This is a genomic window from Pseudomonas nitroreducens (genome assembly GCF_010994165.1).
GTDB lineage: Bacteria > Pseudomonadota > Gammaproteobacteria > Pseudomonadales > Pseudomonadaceae > Pseudomonas > Pseudomonas nitroreducens.
This window is the reverse complement of the sequence record NZ_WMBX01000007.1, coordinates 237,330-257,020: the sequence shown is the minus strand read 5'-3', so window position 1 is coordinate 257,020 and position 19,691 is coordinate 237,330. Positions and strand designations below refer to the sequence as shown.

Here is a 19,691-nt window from a genome sequence, read left to right as displayed (position 1 = left end):
GCAGATGCTGAGCTCAATCTCGAATACCGGATCCTGAGGCTGAAAATCGGATGAACCGCTGGCAGGGCCGGCGGCACGATGGTGATAAACTATGCAGCCATTTTCCGGCCGGCCCGCTCTCGGGCCGGCATTCGTCACAGAGTGCACCACGTGGAATTGTTCAAAGAATTCACCTTCGAATCCGCCCACCGCCTACCCCACGTTCCCGCCGGGCATCAGTGCGGCCGCCTGCATGGCCACTCCTTCCGAGCCGCCATCTACATCGAGGGCGAGGTCGATCCGCATACCGGCTGGATTCGTGATTTCGCCGAGATCAAGCAGATCTTCAAGCCGATCTACGATCAGCTCGACCACAACTACCTGAACGACATCCCCGGCCTGGACAACCCCACCAGCGAAAATCTCTGCCGCTGGATCTGGCAACAGCTCAAGCCGCTGCTGCCAGAGCTGTCCAAGGTGCGCGTGCACGAGACCTGCACCAGCGGTTGCGAATACCGCGGCGACTGATCCGCCCGAAGCCATGAACAAGGCCGGCAATCGCCGGCCTTGTTCATATCAGCCCGGGACTCAGAACAGGCCCATCTGCTTGTCGATCAACGCGCCGAAGTCGTCGTCCACGAACGGCAGGATGGCGTCGGCGATCGGCTGCAGCTGGCGGCTGACGTAGTGGTCGTAGTCGATGGGCGAGCTGAGCGTTTCCAGCGGCTCCGGGCCGTTGACGGTGATGACGTAGCTGATCCAGCCACCGCGCTGGTACTGCCGCGGCCGACCCTGGCGCTCGTTGTAGTCGTCGGCGATACGCGCCGCGCGCACGTGAGGCGGCACGTTGCGTTCATAGTCACCGAGCTGGCGGCGCAGGCGCTTGCGGAAAATCAGCAGCTCGTCCTGCTCGCCGGCGAGGGTGCGGTTCACGTAGTCGCGCACGTAATCGCGATACGGCTGACGCTGGAAGATGCGCAGGTAGAGTTCCTGCTGAAACTGCTGGGCCAGCGGCGACCAGTCGGTGCGCACGGTTTCCAGGCCCTTGAAGACCATTTCGTCGCTGCCGTCCTCACGCCGTACCAGGCCGGCATAGCGCTTCTTGCTGCCCTCTTCCGCGCCACGGATGGTCGGCATCAGGAAGCGTCGGAAGTGCCGCTCGAACTGGATCTCCAGCGCGCACTCCAGGCCATATTCCTCGCGCAGGTGCTGCGCCCACCACTGGTTGACGTGGCGCACCAGATCGCGCCCGATCCGTGCTGCCTCTTCTTCGCCATGGGCACGGCCAAGCCAGACGAAGGTGGAGTCTGTGTCGCCATAGATCACCCGATGCCCCTGCCCTTCGATCAGCTCGCGGGTGCGACGCATGATTTCGTGGCCACGCATGGTGATCGATGATGCCAGGCGTGGGTCGAAGAAGCGGCACCCGCTGGAACCGAGCACGCCGTAGAAGGCGTTCATGATGATCTTCAACGCCTGGGACAGCGGCGCGTTGCCGTCGCGCTTGGCGGCGTCGCGGCCCTGCCAGACGCGCTCGACGATGGCCGGCAGGCAATGCTGCGTGCGCGAAAAGCGTCCGCCGCGGAAGCCGGGGATCGATGCCTCGTCGGACGGGTCGCTCAGCCCTTCGACCAGCCCGACGGGGTCAATCAGGAAGGTGCGGATGATCGACGGATACAGGCTCTTGTAATCCAGCACCAGCACCGATTCGTAGAGCCCCGGCCGCGAATCCATGACGAAGCCGCCGGGGCTCGCTTCCGGCGCCTTGCCACCGAGGTTCGGCGCGACGTAGCCCAGCCGGTGCATTGGCGGCAGGTACAGGTGGGTGAAGGCTGCCACCGAGCCACCACTGCGGTCGGCCGGCAGCCCGGTGACACTGGCGCGCTCCAGCAGAAAGTCGAGGATGCGGGTCTTCTCGAAGATGCGCGTGACCAGCTCGCAGTCCTTGAGGTTGTATTTCGCCAGCGCCGGCTTGTCTTCGGCGAAACGGCGGTCGATCTCGGCCATGCGGTCGTAGGGGTTGTCGATGGCCTTGCCCTCGCCCAGCAGAGTCTGCGAGACGCTTTCCAGGCTGAACGAGGAGAAACTCCAGAACGCCGAGCGCAACGCCTCGATGCCGTCGATGATCAGTCGCCCGGCCGCCGCGGCAAAGAAGTGATTGGACGAGGCATGCTGCCGCCAGCCCATCTCGTCGCCGCCACGCCCCAGGCGCAGCGGGACCTCCAGGCGCTTGGCATGCTCCTGCAGGACGCGCAGGTCGAACTGCACTAGGTTCCAGCCGATGATCGCGTCGGGATCGTGCTCGGCCAGCCACTGGTTCAGACGCTCCAGCAACTGCGCGCGGCTCTCGCAGTATTCCAGCTCAAAATCGCGTTCGCCGTCGATGCCATTGGCGGGGCCGAGCATGTACACCTGGCGCCGGCCGCAGCCCTCCAGGGCAATGGAATAGAGGTCGCCACGGATGTTGGTCTCGATGTCCAGCGAGGCCAGCTTCAGCCTTGGTCGATAATCCGGCGCGGGCCGCAGTTGCGCCGTGAGGATACTACCGCCCTCGCCTGGCTCGCCCTGGAAGGTCACTGGAGCGGTGATGAAGCGTTCCATGAGGTAGCGTTCGGGTGGGCGAATGTCTGCCTCGAATACTTCGACGCCCGCTTCGCGCAGCTTTTTCTCGAGGTTCATCAACTGACGGTGCTGCTGGCAGTACAAGCCCAGCACCGGACGCTGCTGGAAGTCACGCAGGCCCAGCGGGCGCAGTTCGGCACCACGCTCGCCGGCCAGCAGTTTCTCGGCGCGGGCGCGCTGCTCGGCCGGCAGGAAGGCCACCGAGGTCTGCGGCGGCAGCAGCACATGCCGGGGCCCTTCATCGGTGGCCAGCCAGAAGCCCACCTCGGTGCCTTCGGGCGTATCCCGCCAATGTCGGGTCAGGACGAAACCCTGCCTTGCCTCCACGCTCTAACCACCCGTCTGTCGAATCAGAACGCCATTCTACCGGTCCGCCCGCGGATTCGTTGCAAGGCGTGTAAATCCGACCGATGCGTTTGACGCACGCCCCGCGTCTGCCCAAGCTAGCGGGCTTTCGTTTGCCTGCCAGGACTCGCCCGTGACCGATTCGTCCCGCCACTGGACCCGCCCTCTCCTCGCCACCCTGTGTTTCGCCACCCTGCTTTCAGGCTGCGGCCTGTTCGGCAAAAAGCCCGAAGAAGCCCAGGCACCCACCTATTCCAAGGTCGCCTGGTCGGACCTGCCCCAGACCGCCGACAGCGACGTACTGCAAGGTTTCAGCGCCTGGCGCTCGGCCTGCGCGGTACGCCTGAAGAAAGATGACATCTGGGCCGCGACCTGCGCCGAAGCGGCGAATGTGCCGGCTTCCGCCCCGGCGATCCGCCAGTTCATGCAGGCCCAGTTGCAGCCCTACCAGCTGCGTTCCGGCGAAGGCAGCAGGAACGGCCTGATCACCGGCTACTACGAGCCCGTCTACCGTGGCAGCCAGCAGCGCGACGCCACGCACACCGTACCGATCTATGGCGTGCCGAAAGACCTGATCACCGTCGCGCTGGACAGCGTCTACCCGGAGCTGAAGGGCAAGCGCCTGCGCGGCAAGCTCGAAGGCAACACCCTCGTACCCTACGCTGACGCCGCCGGTATCCGCCGCGATGGGGTCAATGCGCCCGTGCTGGCCTGGCTGCCCGACCCGATGGACCTGCAGTTCCTGCAGATCCAGGGCTCCGGCCGTGTGCAGCTGGCCTCCGGTCGCCAACTGCGTCTGGGCTACGCCGAGCAGAATGGCCGCCCGTACAAGCCGGTGGGCCGCTGGCTGGTGGAACAGGGCGAGCTGAGCAAGGAAGAAGTCAGCATGGCGCGCATCCGCGACTGGGCCCGCGCCCACCCGCAGCGCGTCGACGAACTGCTGGCGAGCAATCCCAGCTACGTGTTCTTCAGCCAGCGCCCGGACAGCAACGAAGGCCCGCGAGGCTCGCTGAACGTGCCGCTGACGCCCGGCTACAGCGTGGCCATCGATCGCAAGGTGATCCCGTTGGGGAGCCTGATGTGGCTCTCCACCACCCGCCCGGATGGTGCGCCGGTGGTGCGCCCGGTCGCAGCGCAGGACACCGGCGGCGCCATCGTCGGCGAAGTGCGCGCGGACCTGTTCTGGGGCACTGGCGATGCCGCCGGGGAGCTCGCCGGGCACATGAAGCAGGACGGCCAGTTGTGGCTGCTCTGGCCAAAGGACAAGTCACTGCCGGGCGCCTGAGCGAAACGGCGTGTAACGTCGAACCCTGTACGCCCTAAGAGCCTGGAATTTTCAGACAGAGGAAATTCCTACTCATCCTACAGAGCTCCCTGAGTTCCCGACATCACCGCCAACCGGACAATGGTCGGCGAATCCAGGCACTCCCCTGGCTTCGCCGATCCTCAACCCGATCGCGGTGACCGCCATGAAGAAAAGCCAGCCTCCCCTCCATTCCCAGCGCCAGCACCGTGGCTGGCCGCTGGACTACGACGTCCTATGCTGGATAGGCGCTATCGCCCTGGTCTTGCTGTTCTTCGGCGTCGACCAGTTCTTCGTGTCGAAGCTGCCCGGCACCGGTGCCATCGAACACCCGCGCAGCATTCCCCAACGCGTCGACCTGCCCGCCGCCCATGCGCTGGCGTCGCTAGACCGCGACCGCCAATAGGTGGCTCAGTTGCCCTGACGGAATTGCCCCGGCGTCATCCCGCTCCAGCGGCGGAAAGCCTTCGCGAAAGCGCTCTCGTCGGAGAACCCCAGGCGCTCGGCCACCTCGCCCAGTCGCGAGGACTCGCGCAGCAGTTGTTCGGCCATGCCATGCAACACCTGTTCGCGCAGCAGCTTGAAGCTGGTGCCTTCCTCCGCCAGTTTGCGGTTGAGGTGGCGCCCGCTGAGCTCCAGTTGCTCGGCGACCTTCTCCTTGCCCCAGCGTGGGTTCTGCCGCAGCAGCTGCTGCACGCGCGCGGCCAGGCTCTGCGCTCCCAGACGTTCGAGCTGGGCGTCGGCCAGCGCCCGCAGGTGCTCGCGCATCAGGGCGTTGGCCTGGATCAGCGGCACGTCGAGATCAGCCACGGCAAAGCTCAGGGCATTCTCGGCACCCTCGAAGATAACCGGGCATCCCAGCACCTCGACATACCGCGTCGGCTCGCCCCGGGCGGCATGGCTGAGGATCAGTCGCTGCGGATTGACGCGATCGCCGGTGATCCAGCGAGTCAGGTGCACCAGGCTGGCCAGCGCGGCCTCCACTCGCTCCTCGCGGCGCACGGCGTAGCTCGGCCGATAGACCAGGCGTACCTGCGTTGCATCCTGCTCACGCTGGAACTCGCTGCCCTCGGCGATGATCGGGTAATACTCCAGCAAGGCGTCCAGCGCCTCGCCATAGTGGTCACAGCTCATCAGCAGCGCACCGACCATGTCCAGGTGCCCCACTTGCAGCGCACTGCCCAGGCGCAGGCCCAGCAACGGATCGCCCGAAGCGGCACAAATGGCTTCCCAGAAAGCGTCCTGGCGCTGCAACGGAATGCGCGGCTCCAGGCTGGCCGCCTGCAGATCGGCAGGCACCGGCAGCCCCAGGCGCTCGGCGGCCTGCAGGATGCCCTGGGCGTAATGGACAGTAATGGTGTGCGGCATGGTCTCGAATTAACCGGTAAAGGTCCCGATTGAGCCGTTACCGGGCGGTAACGCTGCCCTATGCTTGCCAATTACAACGATAAATACAAACAAGAGTCGCCTTGCATGCCCAATCCCACCGGAGCCGCGCCCGTGCCGCCGGCTGCAGTCCATTCGCCAGTCCCCGCCCTCCCTCTGTGGGAGAACGGCGATGCCTGAAGTCCACCTCGAATTCTCCGGCGGTTCGATGATCGCCTTGAACGCGATCATCGCCCTGATGATGTTCGGCGTATCGCTGGAACTGCGCCGCGACGATTTCGCCCGCATCCTGCGCCAGCCCAAGGCGCCGGTGATCGGCATGCTGGTGCAGTTCCTGCTGCTGCCGGCCGCCACCTGCCTGCTGACCATCGCCCTGCCCATCGACCCGGAACTGGCGCTGGGGATGATCCTGGTCGCCACCTGCCCCAGTGGCACCTTCTCCAACATCATGACCTGGATGGCGCGGGGCAACGTCGCCGTGTCGGCCAGCGTCACGGCGGTTTCCGGCCTCAGCGCGGGTATCTTCACACCGCTGAACTTCGCCCTGTATGCCGGCATCAACCCGGCCACCCGCGACCGCCTCACGCAGATCCACATCGACCCGCTGGAACTGGTCGGTGTGGTGCTATTGGTGCTGATCCTGCCGATGCTGCTGGGCATGGCCCTGGGCAAGCACAAGCCACAGCTCGCGCGGCGCCTGGAGAAGCCCATGCGACAGTTGTCGCTGCTGGTGATGCTGGGCTTCGTCGGCATGGCCTTCGCCAAGAACTTCCAGCAGTTCATGGCCTACTTCCACCTGTTCTTCTGGCTCGTCCTGCTGCTCAACGGCACGGCGCTGCTCCTGGGCTATACCTGCGCGCGGCTGTGGAAGCTGCCGGACGCCGACGTGCGCGCCGTCACCCTGGAGAGCGGCATCCACAATTCGGCGCTGGGCATGGCGCTGATCCTCACCTTCTTCCCGCAGGCCGGCGGCATGCTGCTGATCGCCGCGTTCTGGGGCTGCTGGCAGTTGTTTTCCGGGTTGCTACTGGCGCAATGGTGGGCGCGCCGCGAACCACGAGGCACCGCGGTGAGCGCATCATGAACGCTCCGGCCATCGCCCTTGGCGGTTTCATCCTGCTGGCTTACACACTGGAAGCCATCACCGGCTTCGGCAGCGTGGTGATCGCCCTGTCCCTCGGTGCGCTGCTGATGCCCATCGAAACGCTGCTGCCGATCCTGGTGCCGCTGAACATCGGCATGACCGGCTACCTGTGCTGGCGTCACCGGCGTCTGATCGATACCCGCCTGCTGCTGCGTACCGTGTTGCCGGGCATGCTGGTGGGCATGGTGATCGGCTACCTGTTGCTGCCGCATCTGGACCCGCAACCGCTCAAGCGCGGCCTGGGCGTGCTGATTCTCTGGTTCGCCGGCCGCGAACTGTGGCGCCTGCGCGCCAGTGCACCGGCACGCGGCCACACACCGAGCTGGGTGGTACGCCTGGCGACCGGGACCGCCGGTGTCTGCCACGGCCTGTTCGCATCGGGTGGGCCCTTGCTGGTCTACGCACTGGCCACCCGACCGCTGGATAAAACTCGTCTGCGCGCCACCCTGGTCTGCGTCTGGTTCACCCTCAACGGCCTGCTGACCCTGGCCTTCCTCCTCGATGGCCGCCTGCGCCCGGCGCTGCCGCAGGTGCTCGCCTACGCACCCTTGCTGCTGCTCGGCGTGTGGCTCGGTGAACGCCTACACCAGCGCTTCGAGGAACACCATTTCCGTCTCGCCATCCACTGCCTGCTGCTGGTCAGCGGCATCCTGCTGCTGTCGCCCTGGAGTCTCCTGTGAGCTACGACATCATCATCAAGAACGGCCTCTACTTCGACGGCAGCGACGCCCCCGGCAGCCTGCGCCACGTCGGCATCAAGGATGGGCGCATCGACACCCTGAGCGTCAGCCCGCTCGACGAAGGCGGCTGCCCAGAGGTCATCGACGCCAGCGGCCGCTGGGTCACCCCAGGCTTCCTGGAAATCCACTCGCACTACGACGCCGAAGCCATCGCCGCCCCGGCGCTGAAGGAGTCGGTACGCCACGGTGTGACCACCGTCTCCGTTGGTTCCTGCTCCATCAGCATGGTGCTGGGCGAGGCCGAGGACTGTTCCGACCTGTTCACCCGCGTCGAGGCCGTGCCGCGCGAGCAGGTGCTGCCGATCCTGCGTGACAAGCGCACCTGGAAGGACGCCAAGGGCTATCGCGCCTTCTACGACCAGCAACCACTGGGACCGAACCTCTGCTCCTTCCTCGGCCACTCCGAGCTGCGCGTGACAGTCATGGGGCTTGAGCGCGCCATCAGCGGCGCCAAGCCCACCGAAGCCGAGCTGCAACGCATGGAAGAGCTGCTGGAGCAGGCTCTGGATGCCGGCTGTTTCGGCCTGTCGGTGATGACCACGCGCCTGGACAAGATGGACGGCGACCGCGCCTGGTCCAGCCCGCTGCCCTCCACTTTCGCCAGTTGGAAGGAATTCTCCCGCCTGTTCGCCGTGCTGCGCCGGCGCAACGCGCTGATGCAAGGCGCGCCCAACGCGGTCACCAAGATCAACGTGTTCGCCTTCCTCTACCAAGCCCACGGCTGGTTCCGCCGGCCGCTGAAGTGCTCGATGCTCACCGCGCTGGACCTCAAGTCCCAACCCTTCATGCACCGTATCACCCGTGCCTCCGGCTGGGTCGCCAACCGCCTGCTGCGCGGCCGCTATCGCTGGCAGACCCTGCCAGCGCCCTTCGTGGTGCGCATCGAGGGGCTGAACATGAACGGCTTCGAGGAGTTCGGCGCCGGCGAAGTGCTGCGCGACATCAAGGACCCGGAGGAGCTCTACACGCGCATCCAGGACCCGGCCTTCCGCGAGCGCTTCAAGAAGGACATCAAGGCCACCCTCAGCCTCGGCTTGTGGCACCGCAATCTCTCCGACTGCTGGGTGCGCGAGTGCCCGGACGCCTCGATGGTCGGGCGCAATTTCGAGGACATCGGCCGCGAGCGCGGTCTGGACCCGGTGGATGCCTTCTTCGAGCTGGCCGGCCAATACCGCAACGAACTCAAATGGACCACCTGTTACGGCAACCACCGCCCCGAGATCATGGGCAAGTTGCTGGCCAGCCCGTGGACCCAGCCGGGCTTCGCCGACTCCGGCGCGCACCTGGCCTCCCATGCGCAGTACAACTTCCCGCTGCGCATGCTCAAGTATGTGCGCGACGCCGAGCTGGCCGGGCAGAGCTTCATGGATACCGGCCGCGCGGTGCACCGCCTGACCGGCGAGCTGGCGGACTTCGCCGGGATCGATGCCGGTTACATCCGCGTCGGCGACCGCGCCGACCTGGTGGTAGTCAACCCGGCCGGGCTGACCGACGAGCTGGATGACGTCTGCGAGGCACCGATGGAGGTCATCGGGCTGACGCGGCTGGTGAAGCGCAACGACAATGCGGTGGACGCCACCCTGATCAATGGCCGCGTGGCGTATCGGCGTGAAGGCGGCTTCCCCGAGGCGTTGGGCAAGGAGCGCGTGTTCGGCACCTTCCTGCCGGGGCGCGACGTGCTGACCCGGCCGCAGGAGGTGTCGGCAGGCAGCCCGGTTTACGGTCGGTAAGATCAGTGTCGCTGGTGGTTCGCGAGCAAGCTCGCTCCTACACGGAGCGCGTGCTCTTCGTAGGAGCGAGCTTGCTCGCGAACCCGATTGACGCCAGCCACACCGAATAACCGCGCAGCGGGCCGAGATTGACGCTCTGACGCGCACTCACTAGAGTGCGCGTTTTCCTACATCCTACGCTGCACCCGTATCATGACCCCGTTCTGCCGCTTCGCCGACTCATCGCTCGCCCTCCTCCGGGAGCCTCCGCGCGTGCGCAAGGTCGATGCCGTGCTGAACCTGCGTCGCAGCGTGCTGTTCGCCTTCACCTTCTCTCCTCCCGCCGGCTGCTGAGCCGGACGCTGCGCGCCTTCGCGCCGGTCATTCCGCCTTTCGAATCCGCCCACCGGCGAATCCCGGCGGGCTCGTTTGCATGTGCAGCCCTGCCGCTGGAGCGGCAGGGCAAGAGAAGGTTTCCATGAACACCCCGACCACCCTCAACAAGCCGCTGCTCGCGGTGCTGCTGTTCGCCGTTTCCATCGTCGGCCTGAGCCTGGGTGCCACCCTGCCGCTGGTGGCGCTGCGTCTGCTGGATAACGGCGCCAGCGCCCTGCAGATCGGCATTCTCTCCGCCGTACCCGCCGCCGGCATGATCCTCGCCGCCACCCTGGTCGACCGTGCCTGCCAGCTGATGAGCCGGCGCCGTCTTTATTTACTGTGCTTCGTGCTGTGCACCGCCAGCACCCTCGCCATCGAATTCAGCAGTCATTCCCTGTGGCTGCTGGCCGCCGCGCGCCTGGCGCTGGGGATCGGCATGGGCATCGCGATCATCCTCGGCGAGGCCTGGGTCAACGAGCTGTGCGGCGAGCACAACCGCGGCACCATCGTGGCGCTGTACGCGACCAGCTTCACCGCCTTCCAGTTGCTCGGCCCGACCCTGGTGGCGCTGCTCGGCGCGCAGACGCCCTGGGTCGTGCTGCTGGTCAGCGCCGGGCACCTGATTGCATTGGCCACCGTGGCGCTCGCCATGCCCGAGGACGGTATCCACGAGCACGTCGAGGAGCCGCGCAGCTTCTCCCTCGCCGGCTTCCTGCGGGTGGCACCGGCGCTGTGCATGGGCGTGCTGTTCTTCTCCTTCTTCGACAGCGTGGTGTTGTCGCTCTTCCCCGTGTACGCCTCCAGCCACGGCTACGCGGTGGGCATTGCCGCCTTCATGGCGACGGTGATCCTGCTGGGCGACATGCTCTTCCAGATGCCGCTGGGCTGGCTCTCCGACCGCCTCGACCGCTCCAGCCTGCACCTGCTGTGCGGCGTGGCGGCCATGCTGATCGGCCTCGCCCTGCCCTGGCTGATCGGCCAGCCGGCGTTGCTATGGCCGGCGCTGATGGTGCTCGGCGCGGTGGCCGGTGGCGTCTACACCCTGGCGCTGGTGCTGATCGGCCAGCGCTTCCGCGGCCGCGACCTGGTTACCGCCAACGCCGCCGCCGGCATGCTCTGGGGCGTCGGCAGCCTGCTCGGCCCCCTGCTCAGCGGCAGCCTGATGGACCTCGGCCCGCAAGGCGTGCCGGTGGCACTGGCGCTGGCCGCCGGCCTGTTCGTCGCCACCGCGGCCGCCTCGCTGCGCCGCGCCACCATGCGCACCGCCTGATGCCTCAATAGAAGGCAAGGCGCATCGACTTGGTGCCAGCGTGATCAGGGCTGGCACCTGCCTGCTACTGGGGATTTCAGCTAAGCAATTGAAATCCCCAGTGGTTTTTCCGCTTCACGAAAACTGGCATTTCAATTGCTCAGTCCCCTGCAACGGGATGCATCGCCCACGGCAAGGTAGCCACCGGGTGAGTGAACGCAGCAAGGCACACACTGGAGTTGCACCACAGGCGAACTAGGGTTCCGGTCTCCGTGAGGGGATGTCTGGTCCGAGAGTTTTCCGGCCCTAGGGACAGGGCTACACGGCGGGAGAAAAGCCCGGGAGACGTGATGTCATCCCGTGCCGATTTCCAACCGTTAGGAGCAATGCCATGACCATGCCGCTTTCCCTGCGTTCCCTGCGCAAGACCCTGCTCGGTGCCTGTCTGGTTGCTGCCGCCGGGGTCGTGCCGCTGACTCTGCAAGCCGCCGAGAAGCTCAAGATCGGCACCGTCGTCTGGGCCGGCTACGCGCCCTTCTACGTCGCCGACAAGCTCGACCTCTACAAGCCCCACGGCCTCAAGGTGGAGCTGCAGTTCTTCAACGACCCCGCCCTGATCCCCACCGCCATGACCGGCGGCGCGCTGGATGGCGGCATGCTCACCTACGACCAGGTGGTCGGCGGCGTCGCCAAGGGCCAGCCGTACCGCGTGGTGATGCCCATCGACTTCTCCAACGGCGGCGACGCCATCGTCGCGGACAAGTCGATCAAGTCGGTCGCCGACTTCAAGGGCAAGAAGATCGGCTTCAACCCGCTGTCGCCATCCGACTTCCTGCTCGCCTACGCGCTCAAGAGCCACGGCCTGAGCGACAAGGACGTCAGCCCGGTGAACATGACGCCCGAAGGCATCCCCGGCGCCATGGCCTCGGGCAGCCTGCCGGTGGGCGTGACCTACGAACCCAATGTCTCGCAGATCCTCGGCATGCCGGGCGGCAAGTTCCACGTCGTGTATTCATCGAAGGACGCGCCGGGCCTGATCACCGACGTGCTGGTGTTCAACCAGGCGGTCATCGGCAAACGCCAGAAAGCGATCAGCGCGATGATCCAGGGCTACGCCGACGGCCTGGCCTACATGAAGGCGCACCCGGACGAATCCGCCGAAATCATCGGCAAGGTGCTGGGCGTCAGCGCCGCCGAGGCCAAGGAACAGATGGCCGGGGTCTACAACATCCCGCTGGCGGAGATGGGCAAGAACTTCGAGAAGTCCGACGCCACCAGCTCCTTCTTCGGCAGCGGCGCGGTGATCGCCCAACTGCTCAAGGACAACAGCCAGATCCCGGCGATCCCCGACCTCGCCCAGACCTTCGACGCGCAATTCGTCCAGGCCCTCGCCCAGTAAGGCACCCACCCGACGCTCTCGCCGGGACGGCGGGAGCGCTCACGGAGGTATCCATGTCCGCGTCCCTGTACCGCTACGCCGATGGCCGGCTGCCCAACAGCCTGGCACTGGCCTATGCCTTTGGCGGCTATGCCGCCGGCTTCGCCCTGCTGTTCGCCGATAGCTGGCTGCTCAACGCCGCCGGCACCCTGTTGCTGGGCCACGCGATGATCGTCGCGGCCTACCTGATCCACGAATTCGCCCACGGCACCATCTTCGCCAAGCCGGCGCACAACACCTGGGCCGGCGAGGCCTGCAGCTGGCTCTGCGGCAGTTGCTATGCCGGGTTCCAGGACCTGCGCCGCAAGCACATGCGCCACCACGTCGACCGCGCCGACGTGATCACCTTCGACACCAAGGCCTTCCTCGCCCGCTGCCCGCGCTGGGCGCGCCGCCTGGTACTGGCCGCGGAATGGGCCTACGTGCCGGCGGTGGAGCTGATCATGCATTACTACGTGATCCTGCTGCCCTTCATCACCGACAACCCGCGCCATCGCGCCAACCGCCGCCGGGTGGCGCTGACCCTGCTGGTACGCGGCACACTGTTCGCGCTGATGGCGGCGGTTTCGCTGAAGGCACTGGTGCTGTACTTCGTCGCCTGGACGCTGATGATCATCGTGCTGCGCTTCACCGACGCCTACCAGCACACCTACGACGCCTTCGCGGTACTGGAGGACGGCGGCAAGATCCCCGACGACAAGTCCCGCGACCGCACCTACGAGCAGATGAACACCTACTCCAACGTGGTCTCGGTGCGCTGGCCGGTGCTCGACCTGCTGTTGCTCAACTTCGCCTACCACAATGCCCACCACGAGAAGCCCGTGGCGCCCTGGTACCGCCTGCGCAAACTGCACCACGAGCTGTATGGCGACGGCTACGCCCAGGTCCTGCCGATGCACCTGCTGTTCAAGGGCTTCCATCGGCACCGCTTGCGCCGCGTGGTCGACGATCACTACGGCGCGGTGGCGCCCGAGGGCAAGGACCGCGCCGACGGCTTCTACGGCGCCGTGGGCGTCTCCTTCCTGACGGCGGTCTGAGCATGATCGACTACCGGGGCAAACGCGTGCTGATCACCGGTGCCGGAAGCGGGATCGGCAAGGGATTGGCGCGGGCATTCGCCGAACAAGGCGCCACGCTGGAGCTATTGGACCGTAACGCCACTGCCCTGGCGGCAGTTGTCGACGAGCTGGCAGCGCTGAGCGATGTGCGCAGCCACGCCCTGGACCTGGGCGACAGCGCGGCCATCGCTGGATTTGTCGCACTCCGCGAAGATGCGCCGCTGGACGTGTTGATCAACAACGCCGGCGTCGAGTACGCCACGCCGCTGGACGACCCGGATGGCGAAGCGGACAGCCGCTGGCAGGCGCTGCTGGACAACAACGTCGCCTCGATGCTGCGCCTGACCCGCGCCCTGCTGCCGAGCCTCAAGGCGGGCAGCAGCGTGATCAACCAGGCCTCGATCTGGGGCCTGAAGGGCGTGCCGGGTTTCTCCGCCTATGTCGCCAGCAAACACGCGGTGATCGGCCTGACGCGCTCGCTGGCCTGGGAACTCGGGCCACAGCGCATCCGCGTCAACGCCGTGTGCCCCGGCTGGATTGCCACCGAGGCGGCGATGCGCTCGCTCGCGGTGATGGCCACCTCCAATGGGCGCAGCGAAACCGAGGAACTGGCGCAGATACTCGCCGCCCAGGCGGTGCCTGAGCTGCTGACGCCGGCGGACCTGGCCGGCACCTTCCTGTTCCTCGGCAGCCCGCTGGCCACCGCCCTCACCGGCCAGGCGCTGTCGGTCAGCCATGGCGAGGTCATGCACTGATGAAACCGCTCGAAGGACAGACCGCGCTGATCACCGGCGCCACCCAGGGTATCGGCCGCGCCACGGCCCTGGCGCTGGCGGGAGCCGGGGCGACGGTATGGATCAACCACCTCGACCAACCCGAAGCCGCCACCGCGCTGGTGGCACGCATCGCCGCCTCGGGCGGACGGGCCTACGCGGCTCAGGCTGACGTTTCCGCGCTGCAGCAGGTCGAGGACCTGTTCGCCCGCGTGCTTGCCGAGGGCGACCTGCACATCCTGGTGAACAACGCCGGGATCATCCTGGAGAAACCTTTTCTCGACACCAGCGAGGACGACTGGGCCGCGCTGCTCGGCGTCGACCTCACGGCGGTCTATCGCTGCTGCCGCCACGCCCTGGCGCACATGCAGGCGCGCGGGGATGGCTGCGTGGTCAATATCGCCTCGGAACTTGGCCAGCTCGGCCGCGAGCGTTACGCCGCCTATTGCGCGGCCAAGGCCGGGGTGATCGGCCTGACCAAGGCGCTGGCCCGCGAGTTCGCCCCGCACATCCGCATCAACGGCGTGGCGCCGGGGCCGGTGGACACGCCGATGGTCTCGGTGGAGCACATGAGCGAAGCGATGATCGCCCGCGAAACGGCGATTCCCGCCGGGCGCCTGGGCAAGCCCGAGGAAATCGCGGCTGCGGTGCTGTTCCTGGTTTCGCCTGAGGCCAGTTTCTTCCACGGACAGATACTCGGCGCCAATGGCGGTGCCTGGATGGGCGCCTGATGCGCGCGGAAATCGTCCTGCTGCTGGGCGCCGCCATCTGGGGCCTGGGCTGGATGCCCCTGGCGCACTTCGCCGGCCAGGGCCTGTCCGGCATGCCGGTGGTGCTCTGCACCTACGGGCTGCTCAGCCTCGTCGCCGTTCCGCTGGTACTACGCCAGCGCCGCCAGTGGTGGCCGCAGCGTGGCGCGCTGCTGGCGATCGGCGTGTTCGGTGGCTGGGCCACCGCGGGGCTGGTGGGCGCATTGTCCGAGGGCGATGTGGTGCGGGCGATGCTGCTGTTCTATCTGGCGCCGGTATGGGGTCTGATCGGCGGCCGAGTGCTGTTCGGCGAACGCCTCACCCCGCCACGCCTCGGCGCGCTACTACTGGCCATGGGCGGCATCGCGCTGACCCTGGGCGTCAGCCGCGAAACCTTCCGCCCGCTGGGCGCCAGCGACTGGCTGGCGCTCTCCGCCGGCTTTGCCTTCGCCCTGAACAACCTGGCCACCCGCGCCGCCGAGCAGGTGCCGCTGACCAGCAAGGCGGTGGTCGGCTTCATCGGCAGCGCCGTGCTGGGCGGGTTGTTTTGCTGGCTGCAAGGCACACCTCTACCGGCCGTAGACGCGCAGCAATGGCTGCAACTGGCCGCCTTCGGCCTGTTCTGGCTGGCCGCCATGGGCGCGGCGCAATACGGCTTCAGCCATGTCGAGGCGAGCCGCGCTGCGGTGCTGGTGGTGATCGAACTGCTGGTGGCGGTGCTCACTGCCGCCTGGATCGGCGAGCGCGAGCTGGGCCTGCGCGAATGGCTCGGCGGCTCGCTGATACTGGCCGCGGCACTGATCGCCGCGCGCCCTTCACCCGAACCTTCCCCCACTCTCTGCGAGGCCGAATCATGACTGTCCGGATGGACCAGCTCAGCTGGGTCGAGTACGCGCGCCGGGTGCGCGAGCAATCCCCCGTGGTATTCCTGCCCTGCGGCGCCACCGAGCAGCACGGCCCGCACCTGCCGCTGGGCACCGACGCGCTGCTGGCCAGCGCGCTGTGCGAAGACGTCGCCCGGCAGGTCGACGGGCTGGTCGCGCCCGCGCTCTCCTATGGCTACAAGTCGCAGCCCAAGTGCGGCGGCGGCCAGCATTTCTGCGGCACCACCAGCCTCGACGGGCAGACGCTGATTGCGCTGGTGCGCGACGCCGTGCGCGAGTTCGCCCGCCACGGCGTGACCCGCCTGGTATTGGTGGACGGCCATTACGAGAACCAATGGTTCGTCACCGAAGGCATCCAGCTCGCCCTGCGCGAACTGGGGCCTTCCAGCCCGCTGGAAGTGATGCGCCTGGAGCATTGGGATTTCTGCAGCGAGACCACTCTGAATGACGTCTTCCCCGACGGCTTCCCCGGCTTCGCCCTGGAGCACGCCGCAGTGATCGAAACCTCGCTGATGCTGCACTACCTGCCCAACCTCGTGCGCCTGGACCTGATCCCCGACGACGGCCCCGCCGACTTCCCGCCCTACGACATGTACCCCAGCCGCACCGAGTGGGTGCCGCCGTCGGGCGTGCTCTCCTCGGCGCGCGGCTCCAGCGCCGACAAGGGCCTGCGCATGGCCCGCGACATCGTCGGCGGCATCGCCCAGGCCGTGCGCAAGGAGTTCCGCCTGTGAGCACCGCCCTGATCGTCATCGACATGCAGCGCGACTTCTGCGCCCCCGGCGGCTATGCCGACCAGGCCGGGTTGGACATCGACCGCCTGCGCGCGCCGATTCCGGCCATCTCCCGGCTGCTGGACAGCGCCCGCAGCCTTGGCCTGCTGGTGGTGCACACCCGCGAAGGCCATCGCGCCGACCTCAGCGACCTGCACGCCAGCAAGCGCCACCGCGCCGAATTCGCCGGTGCGCCGATCGGCCACCAGGGCCCGCTGGGCCGCCTGCTGGTGCGCGGCGAGTACGGCCACGACTTGATCGACGAACTGCGCCCGCTGCCCGGCGAACCGGTGGTGGACAAGCCCGGCTACAGCGCCTTTGCCTACACCGACCTGGACCTGCTGCTGCGCAGCCGCGGCATCGGCCACCTGGTGCTGTGCGGGGTGACTACCGAAGTGTGCGTTTCCTCCACCCTGCGCGCCGCGGTGGAACTGGGTTATGCCTGTACTCTGGTGAGCGATGCCTGCGGCTCGCCCAGCGCCGAACTGCATGCCGCCGCCCTGGCGATGGTCGAGGTGGAAGGCGGCCTGTTCGGTCGCGTGCAAGGCAGCCCGGCCGTACTCGCCGAATGGGAGGAGTCCGCATGTCCCGTCTGAAGAGCATTCCCGCGGTGCCACCCGCTTACCTCGGCGTCTGGCAACGCACCCTGCTGACCACCACCGGCGGCACCCACGACACTCGCACCCGTGTCTACTGGCTGCAGACCGGGCGCCTGTTCGCCGACCTGCGCATTCCCCTGCCTGCGCCGCAATCGCCCGGCGAGCTGTCCGCCCAGGCGGGATTTGCCGGCATCACCGAGATCACCGGAGACATTTGCCAATGGCACCGGGCAATCGACTTCCAGCCGCCCAATGGCGGCGAGGACATCGGCCGCATGCACTTCGTAAACAGTGAGAAGGTGCTGGAAGACGGCCTGGATGGCAGTTACCACGAAGTCTGGGAGCGCCTGCCGGAATCCATCGGGCGCAATCGCGGCGTGTGGTTAAGCGCCGCCGATGGCCGCCAGGGTTGCCTGCTGCTGGCCGGCGATTGCTTCCTGTTCGCCGCCGGGCGCCGGGAGGCATTGCCGATGGCCGACTCACTGGCCGCCCTGCTGGACAGCGACCACCCGGAGTTGCTGGATTTCGAGCTGTCGTTCGGGCGCCACTACGGCGGTGAAACGCCCTGGAAGATCGAGCTGTCCACCCTGCCCGCCCGCATCGGCGCCGAGCTGCTGCCCGCCACGGCCGATCCGGACCACCCCGAACTGCTGGCCGACGCCACCTGGCTGAACAGCCTCGGCGCCACGCCGCCCGCCGGTGGCTGGCAACCCTGCGAACTGCCCCTGTTCCCCGAGGAGGTGACGCCATGACCGCCCACCAACCCCTGCCGCGCCCACTGGCGCAACCCGCCCGCCAGCGCTGGTGGGTAATTCGCGGCGACCTGCCGCGCGGCGCCTTCTGGGCATTGGCCAGCGCAGGCCTGCTGTTGCCCGTGGTGCTCTGGTGGGCCTGCGGCGCCCTGGGGCTGACCAATCCGATGTTCTTCCCCAGCCCCGATGCCGTGCTCGCACGCCTGGGCCACTGGTGGAGCGACGAAGGCCTGGTCGGCGATATCGCCATCAGCGTCTACCGGGTCATGGGCGGCTTCCTCGCCTCGGCGGTGATCGCCCTTCCCATTGGCCTTTACATCGGCACCTATCGCCCGGTACAGGCCTTCCTCGAACCGCTCACCGACTTCATCCGCTACATGCCGGCGGTGGCCTTCATTCCGCTGGTGATGCTCTGGGTCGGCATCGACGAAGGCTCCAAGGTGCTGATCATCTTCATCGGCACTTTCTTCCAGATGGTGCTGATGGTCGCCGAGGACGTGCGCCGCGTGCCCATGGCGCAGATCGAGGCGGCGCAGACCATGGGCGCCAACCGCGCGGAAATCATCAAGCTGGTGGTACTGCCCTCGGCGCACCCGGCGCTGCTGGACACCCTGCGCATCACCTGCGGCTGGGCCTGGACCTACCTGGTGGTGGCCGAACTGGTGGCCGCCAATTCGGGCCTCGGCTACGCCATCCTCAAGGCGCAGCGCTACATGCAGACCGACAAGATCTTCGCCGGCATCCTGCTGATCGGCGTCATCGGCCTGCTCACCGACCAGGCGTTCCGCTGGCTCGGCCGGGCAGCCTTCCCCTGGATGAAGAGGTAACCGGCATGAGCCAGAGCAAGATCGCCATCCGCCACGTCGACAAGGTCTTCAGCAGCCAGGGCCGCCAGGTGCAGGCACTGCAGGACATCAACCTGGATATCCGCGCCAACGAGTTCGTTACCTTCGTCGGCGCCTCGGGCTGCGGCAAGTCCACCCTGCTGCGCAGCATCGGCGGATTGGAGCGCCACAGCGGTGGCGAAATCCTGGTCGATGGCCGCGCCGTGGACGGCCCCGGCATCGACCGCGCCATGGTGTTCCAGCACTACAGCCTCTACCCCTGGCTGAAGGTGATGGACAACATCAAGTTCTGCCGCCGGCTCAAGGTGGTGTCCGACACCGTGCGCGGCGATGCCGATGTGGAAGTCGCCAGTGGCCGCGCCGATGCGCTGCTCAACCTGATGGGCCTGTCGGCTTTCGCCCAGGCCTACCCCAGCCAGCTTTCCGGCGGCATGCAGCAGCGCGTGGCGATTGCCCGTGCCTTGATGCCCAAGCCGCAGATTCTGCTGATGGACGAGCCCTTCGGCGCACTGGATGCACAGACCCGCGAGGTCATGCACGACCTGATCCGCCACGTGCACCGGCTGGAGAACAGCACCATCCTGTTCGTCACCCACGACGTCGACGAGGCGATCTACCTCGGCGGCCGTGTAGTGCTGATGGCGCCGCGCCCCGGGCGCATCGACAGCGTCTACGAGGTGCCGCTGCCCGCCGAGCGGAATCAGGACATGAAGATGTCGGCTGAATTCATCGCGCTGAAGAAACAGATCCTCGCGCGTATCCGCGAGACCTCGGGCATGAGTACCGACCTGGAACTGCTGGAGCAACTGACCCGCACCGCGGCGCCGGTCTGATGTTGTGGGAAGGGAATCGGCGGAGCGGGTAGCTCCGCCGTTGTGCCGGGCACGAAGCCCGAAACGAATTGCGCCGAAGGCGCGAGGGGAACGGTCTGCCGGGAGCGGATAGCCCCACCCGAAGGCTGGCAG

20 protein-coding genes and 1 riboswitch are annotated in these 19,691 nt (G+C 67.0%); of the genes, 18 read left to right on the top strand and 2 right to left on the bottom strand.

Annotation, left to right across the window (positions count from 1 at the left end; genetic code table 11):
• The first annotated feature begins 150 nt into the window (after positions 1-150).
• Entirely contained in the window at positions 151-507 is a 357-nt protein-coding gene (queD, locus tag GJV37_RS27035) for a 6-carboxytetrahydropterin synthase QueD (protein ID WP_089285886.1), read from the top strand.
• 60 nt (positions 508-567) lie between these two features.
• Here the strand turns inward: queD and GJV37_RS27030 are convergent, their stop codons facing one another.
• A complete protein-coding gene (locus GJV37_RS27030; protein WP_193453152.1) occupies positions 568-2,928 on the bottom strand; it encodes a DNA polymerase II in 2,361 nt (786 codons plus the stop codon).
• A gap of 151 nt (positions 2,929-3,079) precedes the next feature.
• Between GJV37_RS27030 and mltA the strand changes: the two genes are divergently transcribed.
• Together mltA and GJV37_RS27020 are read left to right on the top strand one after the other, a co-directional pair.
• A complete protein-coding gene (gene mltA, locus GJV37_RS27025; RefSeq protein ID WP_193453151.1) occupies positions 3,080-4,231 on the top strand; it encodes a murein transglycosylase A in 1,152 nt (383 codons plus the stop codon).
• 184 nt (positions 4,232-4,415) lie between these two features.
• Positions 4,416-4,655, top strand: a complete 240-nt coding sequence (locus GJV37_RS27020; RefSeq protein WP_024764748.1) for a hypothetical protein — start codon at positions 4,416-4,418, stop codon at positions 4,653-4,655.
• A gap of 5 nt (positions 4,656-4,660) precedes the next feature.
• Here the strand turns inward: GJV37_RS27020 and qhpR are convergent, their stop codons facing one another.
• Positions 4,661-5,617: an AraC-like transcriptional regulator QhpR gene (gene qhpR / locus GJV37_RS27015; protein ID WP_024764747.1), complete on the bottom strand. Its 957-nt coding sequence runs from the start codon at positions 5,615-5,617 to the stop codon at positions 4,661-4,663.
• A gap of 190 nt (positions 5,618-5,807) precedes the next feature.
• On the opposite strand from qhpR, the gene GJV37_RS27010 reads away from it, so the two are divergent.
• The 15 genes from GJV37_RS27010 (at position 5,808) to GJV37_RS26940 (ending at position 19,559) form a co-directional block, all read left to right on the top strand.
• Positions 5,808-6,719 (top strand): bile acid:sodium symporter family protein, encoded by a 912-nt coding sequence (locus GJV37_RS27010; protein WP_024764746.1) that lies wholly within the window; start codon positions 5,808-5,810, stop codon positions 6,717-6,719.
• A complete protein-coding gene (locus GJV37_RS27005; protein ID WP_170859475.1) occupies positions 6,716-7,459 on the top strand; it encodes a sulfite exporter TauE/SafE family protein in 744 nt (247 codons plus the stop codon). The genes GJV37_RS27010 and GJV37_RS27005 overlap by 4 nt, the downstream gene beginning before the upstream one ends.
• On the top strand, positions 7,456-9,249 hold the full coding sequence (locus GJV37_RS27000) for an N-acyl-D-amino-acid deacylase family protein (protein WP_193453150.1): 1,794 nt from the start codon (positions 7,456-7,458) through the stop codon (positions 9,247-9,249). The genes GJV37_RS27005 and GJV37_RS27000 overlap by 4 nt, the downstream gene beginning before the upstream one ends.
• A gap of 192 nt (positions 9,250-9,441) precedes the next feature.
• The gene (locus GJV37_RS26995; protein ID WP_157837661.1) at positions 9,442-9,582 is read left to right on the top strand and encodes a hypothetical protein; all 141 of its coding nucleotides are present in this window, start codon (positions 9,442-9,444) and stop codon (positions 9,580-9,582) included.
• Positions 9,583-9,706: 124 nt separating this feature from the next.
• Entirely contained in the window at positions 9,707-10,876 is a 1,170-nt protein-coding gene (locus GJV37_RS26990; RefSeq protein WP_193453149.1) for an MFS transporter, read from the top strand.
• 223 nt (positions 10,877-11,099) lie between these two features.
• A riboswitch (guanidine-I (ykkC/yxkD leader) is annotated at positions 11,100-11,202 on the top strand.
• A 44-nt stretch (positions 11,203-11,246) separates the two neighbouring features.
• Positions 11,247-12,254: an ABC transporter substrate-binding protein gene (locus GJV37_RS26985; protein WP_226045102.1), complete on the top strand. Its 1,008-nt coding sequence runs from the start codon at positions 11,247-11,249 to the stop codon at positions 12,252-12,254.
• Between the two features lie 53 nt (positions 12,255-12,307).
• Positions 12,308-13,330 carry a fatty acid desaturase family protein gene (locus GJV37_RS26980; protein ID WP_193453148.1) on the top strand — a complete coding sequence of 341 codons (1,023 nt, stop codon included), beginning with the start codon at positions 12,308-12,310 and terminating at the stop codon, positions 13,328-13,330.
• A 2-nt stretch (positions 13,331-13,332) separates the two neighbouring features.
• Positions 13,333-14,106 (top strand): SDR family NAD(P)-dependent oxidoreductase, encoded by a 774-nt coding sequence (locus GJV37_RS26975; RefSeq protein WP_193453147.1) that lies wholly within the window; start codon positions 13,333-13,335, stop codon positions 14,104-14,106.
• The gene (locus GJV37_RS26970; RefSeq protein WP_193453146.1) at positions 14,106-14,855 is read left to right on the top strand and encodes an SDR family NAD(P)-dependent oxidoreductase; all 750 of its coding nucleotides are present in this window, start codon (positions 14,106-14,108) and stop codon (positions 14,853-14,855) included. Before GJV37_RS26975 ends, GJV37_RS26970 begins: the two co-directional genes overlap by 1 nt.
• Positions 14,855-15,730 (top strand): DMT family transporter, encoded by an 876-nt coding sequence (locus GJV37_RS26965; RefSeq protein WP_170859472.1) that lies wholly within the window; start codon positions 14,855-14,857, stop codon positions 15,728-15,730. Before GJV37_RS26970 ends, GJV37_RS26965 begins: the two co-directional genes overlap by 1 nt.
• A complete protein-coding gene (locus GJV37_RS26960; protein WP_024764738.1) occupies positions 15,727-16,491 on the top strand; it encodes a creatininase in 765 nt (254 codons plus the stop codon). The genes GJV37_RS26965 and GJV37_RS26960 overlap by 4 nt, the downstream gene beginning before the upstream one ends.
• The gene (locus GJV37_RS26955; RefSeq protein ID WP_226045106.1) at positions 16,488-17,126 is read left to right on the top strand and encodes a cysteine hydrolase family protein; all 639 of its coding nucleotides are present in this window, start codon (positions 16,488-16,490) and stop codon (positions 17,124-17,126) included. Before GJV37_RS26960 ends, GJV37_RS26955 begins: the two co-directional genes overlap by 4 nt.
• Positions 17,114-17,881 (top strand): hypothetical protein, encoded by a 768-nt coding sequence (locus GJV37_RS26950; RefSeq protein WP_037007157.1) that lies wholly within the window; start codon positions 17,114-17,116, stop codon positions 17,879-17,881. The genes GJV37_RS26955 and GJV37_RS26950 overlap by 13 nt, the downstream gene beginning before the upstream one ends.
• Positions 17,878-18,708: an ABC transporter permease gene (locus GJV37_RS26945; protein ID WP_169887159.1), complete on the top strand. Its 831-nt coding sequence runs from the start codon at positions 17,878-17,880 to the stop codon at positions 18,706-18,708. Before GJV37_RS26950 ends, GJV37_RS26945 begins: the two co-directional genes overlap by 4 nt.
• A gap of 5 nt (positions 18,709-18,713) precedes the next feature.
• The gene (locus GJV37_RS26940) at positions 18,714-19,559 is read left to right on the top strand and encodes an ABC transporter ATP-binding protein (protein ID WP_169887158.1); all 846 of its coding nucleotides are present in this window, start codon (positions 18,714-18,716) and stop codon (positions 19,557-19,559) included.
• Positions 19,560-19,691 lie beyond the last annotated feature (132 nt).

Excerpts from the sequence above, each read along its gene's own strand:
- GJV37_RS26980 (WP_193453148.1), top strand. The coding sequence starts at position 12,308 with ATGTCCGCGTCCCTGTACCGCTACGCCGATGGCCGGCTGCCCAACAGC.
- GJV37_RS26940 (WP_169887158.1), top strand. The coding sequence starts at position 18,714 with ATGAGCCAGAGCAAGATCGCCATCCGCCACGTCGACAAGGTCTTCAGC.
- GJV37_RS26975 (WP_193453147.1), top strand. The coding sequence starts at position 13,333 with ATGATCGACTACCGGGGCAAACGCGTGCTGATCACCGGTGCCGGAAGC.
- qhpR (WP_024764747.1), bottom strand. The coding sequence starts at position 5,617 with ATGCCGCACACCATTACTGTCCATTACGCCCAGGGCATCCTGCAGGCC.
- GJV37_RS26965 (WP_170859472.1), top strand. The coding sequence starts at position 14,855 with ATGCGCGCGGAAATCGTCCTGCTGCTGGGCGCCGCCATCTGGGGCCTG.
- GJV37_RS26945 (WP_169887159.1), top strand. The coding sequence starts at position 17,878 with ATGACCGCCCACCAACCCCTGCCGCGCCCACTGGCGCAACCCGCCCGC.
- GJV37_RS26970 (WP_193453146.1), top strand. The coding sequence starts at position 14,106 with ATGAAACCGCTCGAAGGACAGACCGCGCTGATCACCGGCGCCACCCAG.
- GJV37_RS26990 (WP_193453149.1), top strand. The coding sequence starts at position 9,707 with ATGAACACCCCGACCACCCTCAACAAGCCGCTGCTCGCGGTGCTGCTG.
- GJV37_RS26960 (WP_024764738.1), top strand. The coding sequence starts at position 15,727 with ATGACTGTCCGGATGGACCAGCTCAGCTGGGTCGAGTACGCGCGCCGG.
- GJV37_RS27005 (WP_170859475.1), top strand. The coding sequence starts at position 6,716 with ATGAACGCTCCGGCCATCGCCCTTGGCGGTTTCATCCTGCTGGCTTAC.
- GJV37_RS27010 (WP_024764746.1), top strand. The coding sequence starts at position 5,808 with ATGCCTGAAGTCCACCTCGAATTCTCCGGCGGTTCGATGATCGCCTTG.
- GJV37_RS26985 (WP_226045102.1), top strand. The coding sequence starts at position 11,247 with ATGACCATGCCGCTTTCCCTGCGTTCCCTGCGCAAGACCCTGCTCGGT.
- GJV37_RS27020 (WP_024764748.1), top strand. The coding sequence starts at position 4,416 with ATGAAGAAAAGCCAGCCTCCCCTCCATTCCCAGCGCCAGCACCGTGGC.
- GJV37_RS26995 (WP_157837661.1), top strand. The coding sequence starts at position 9,442 with ATGACCCCGTTCTGCCGCTTCGCCGACTCATCGCTCGCCCTCCTCCGG.
- GJV37_RS26950 (WP_037007157.1), top strand. The coding sequence starts at position 17,114 with ATGTCCCGTCTGAAGAGCATTCCCGCGGTGCCACCCGCTTACCTCGGC.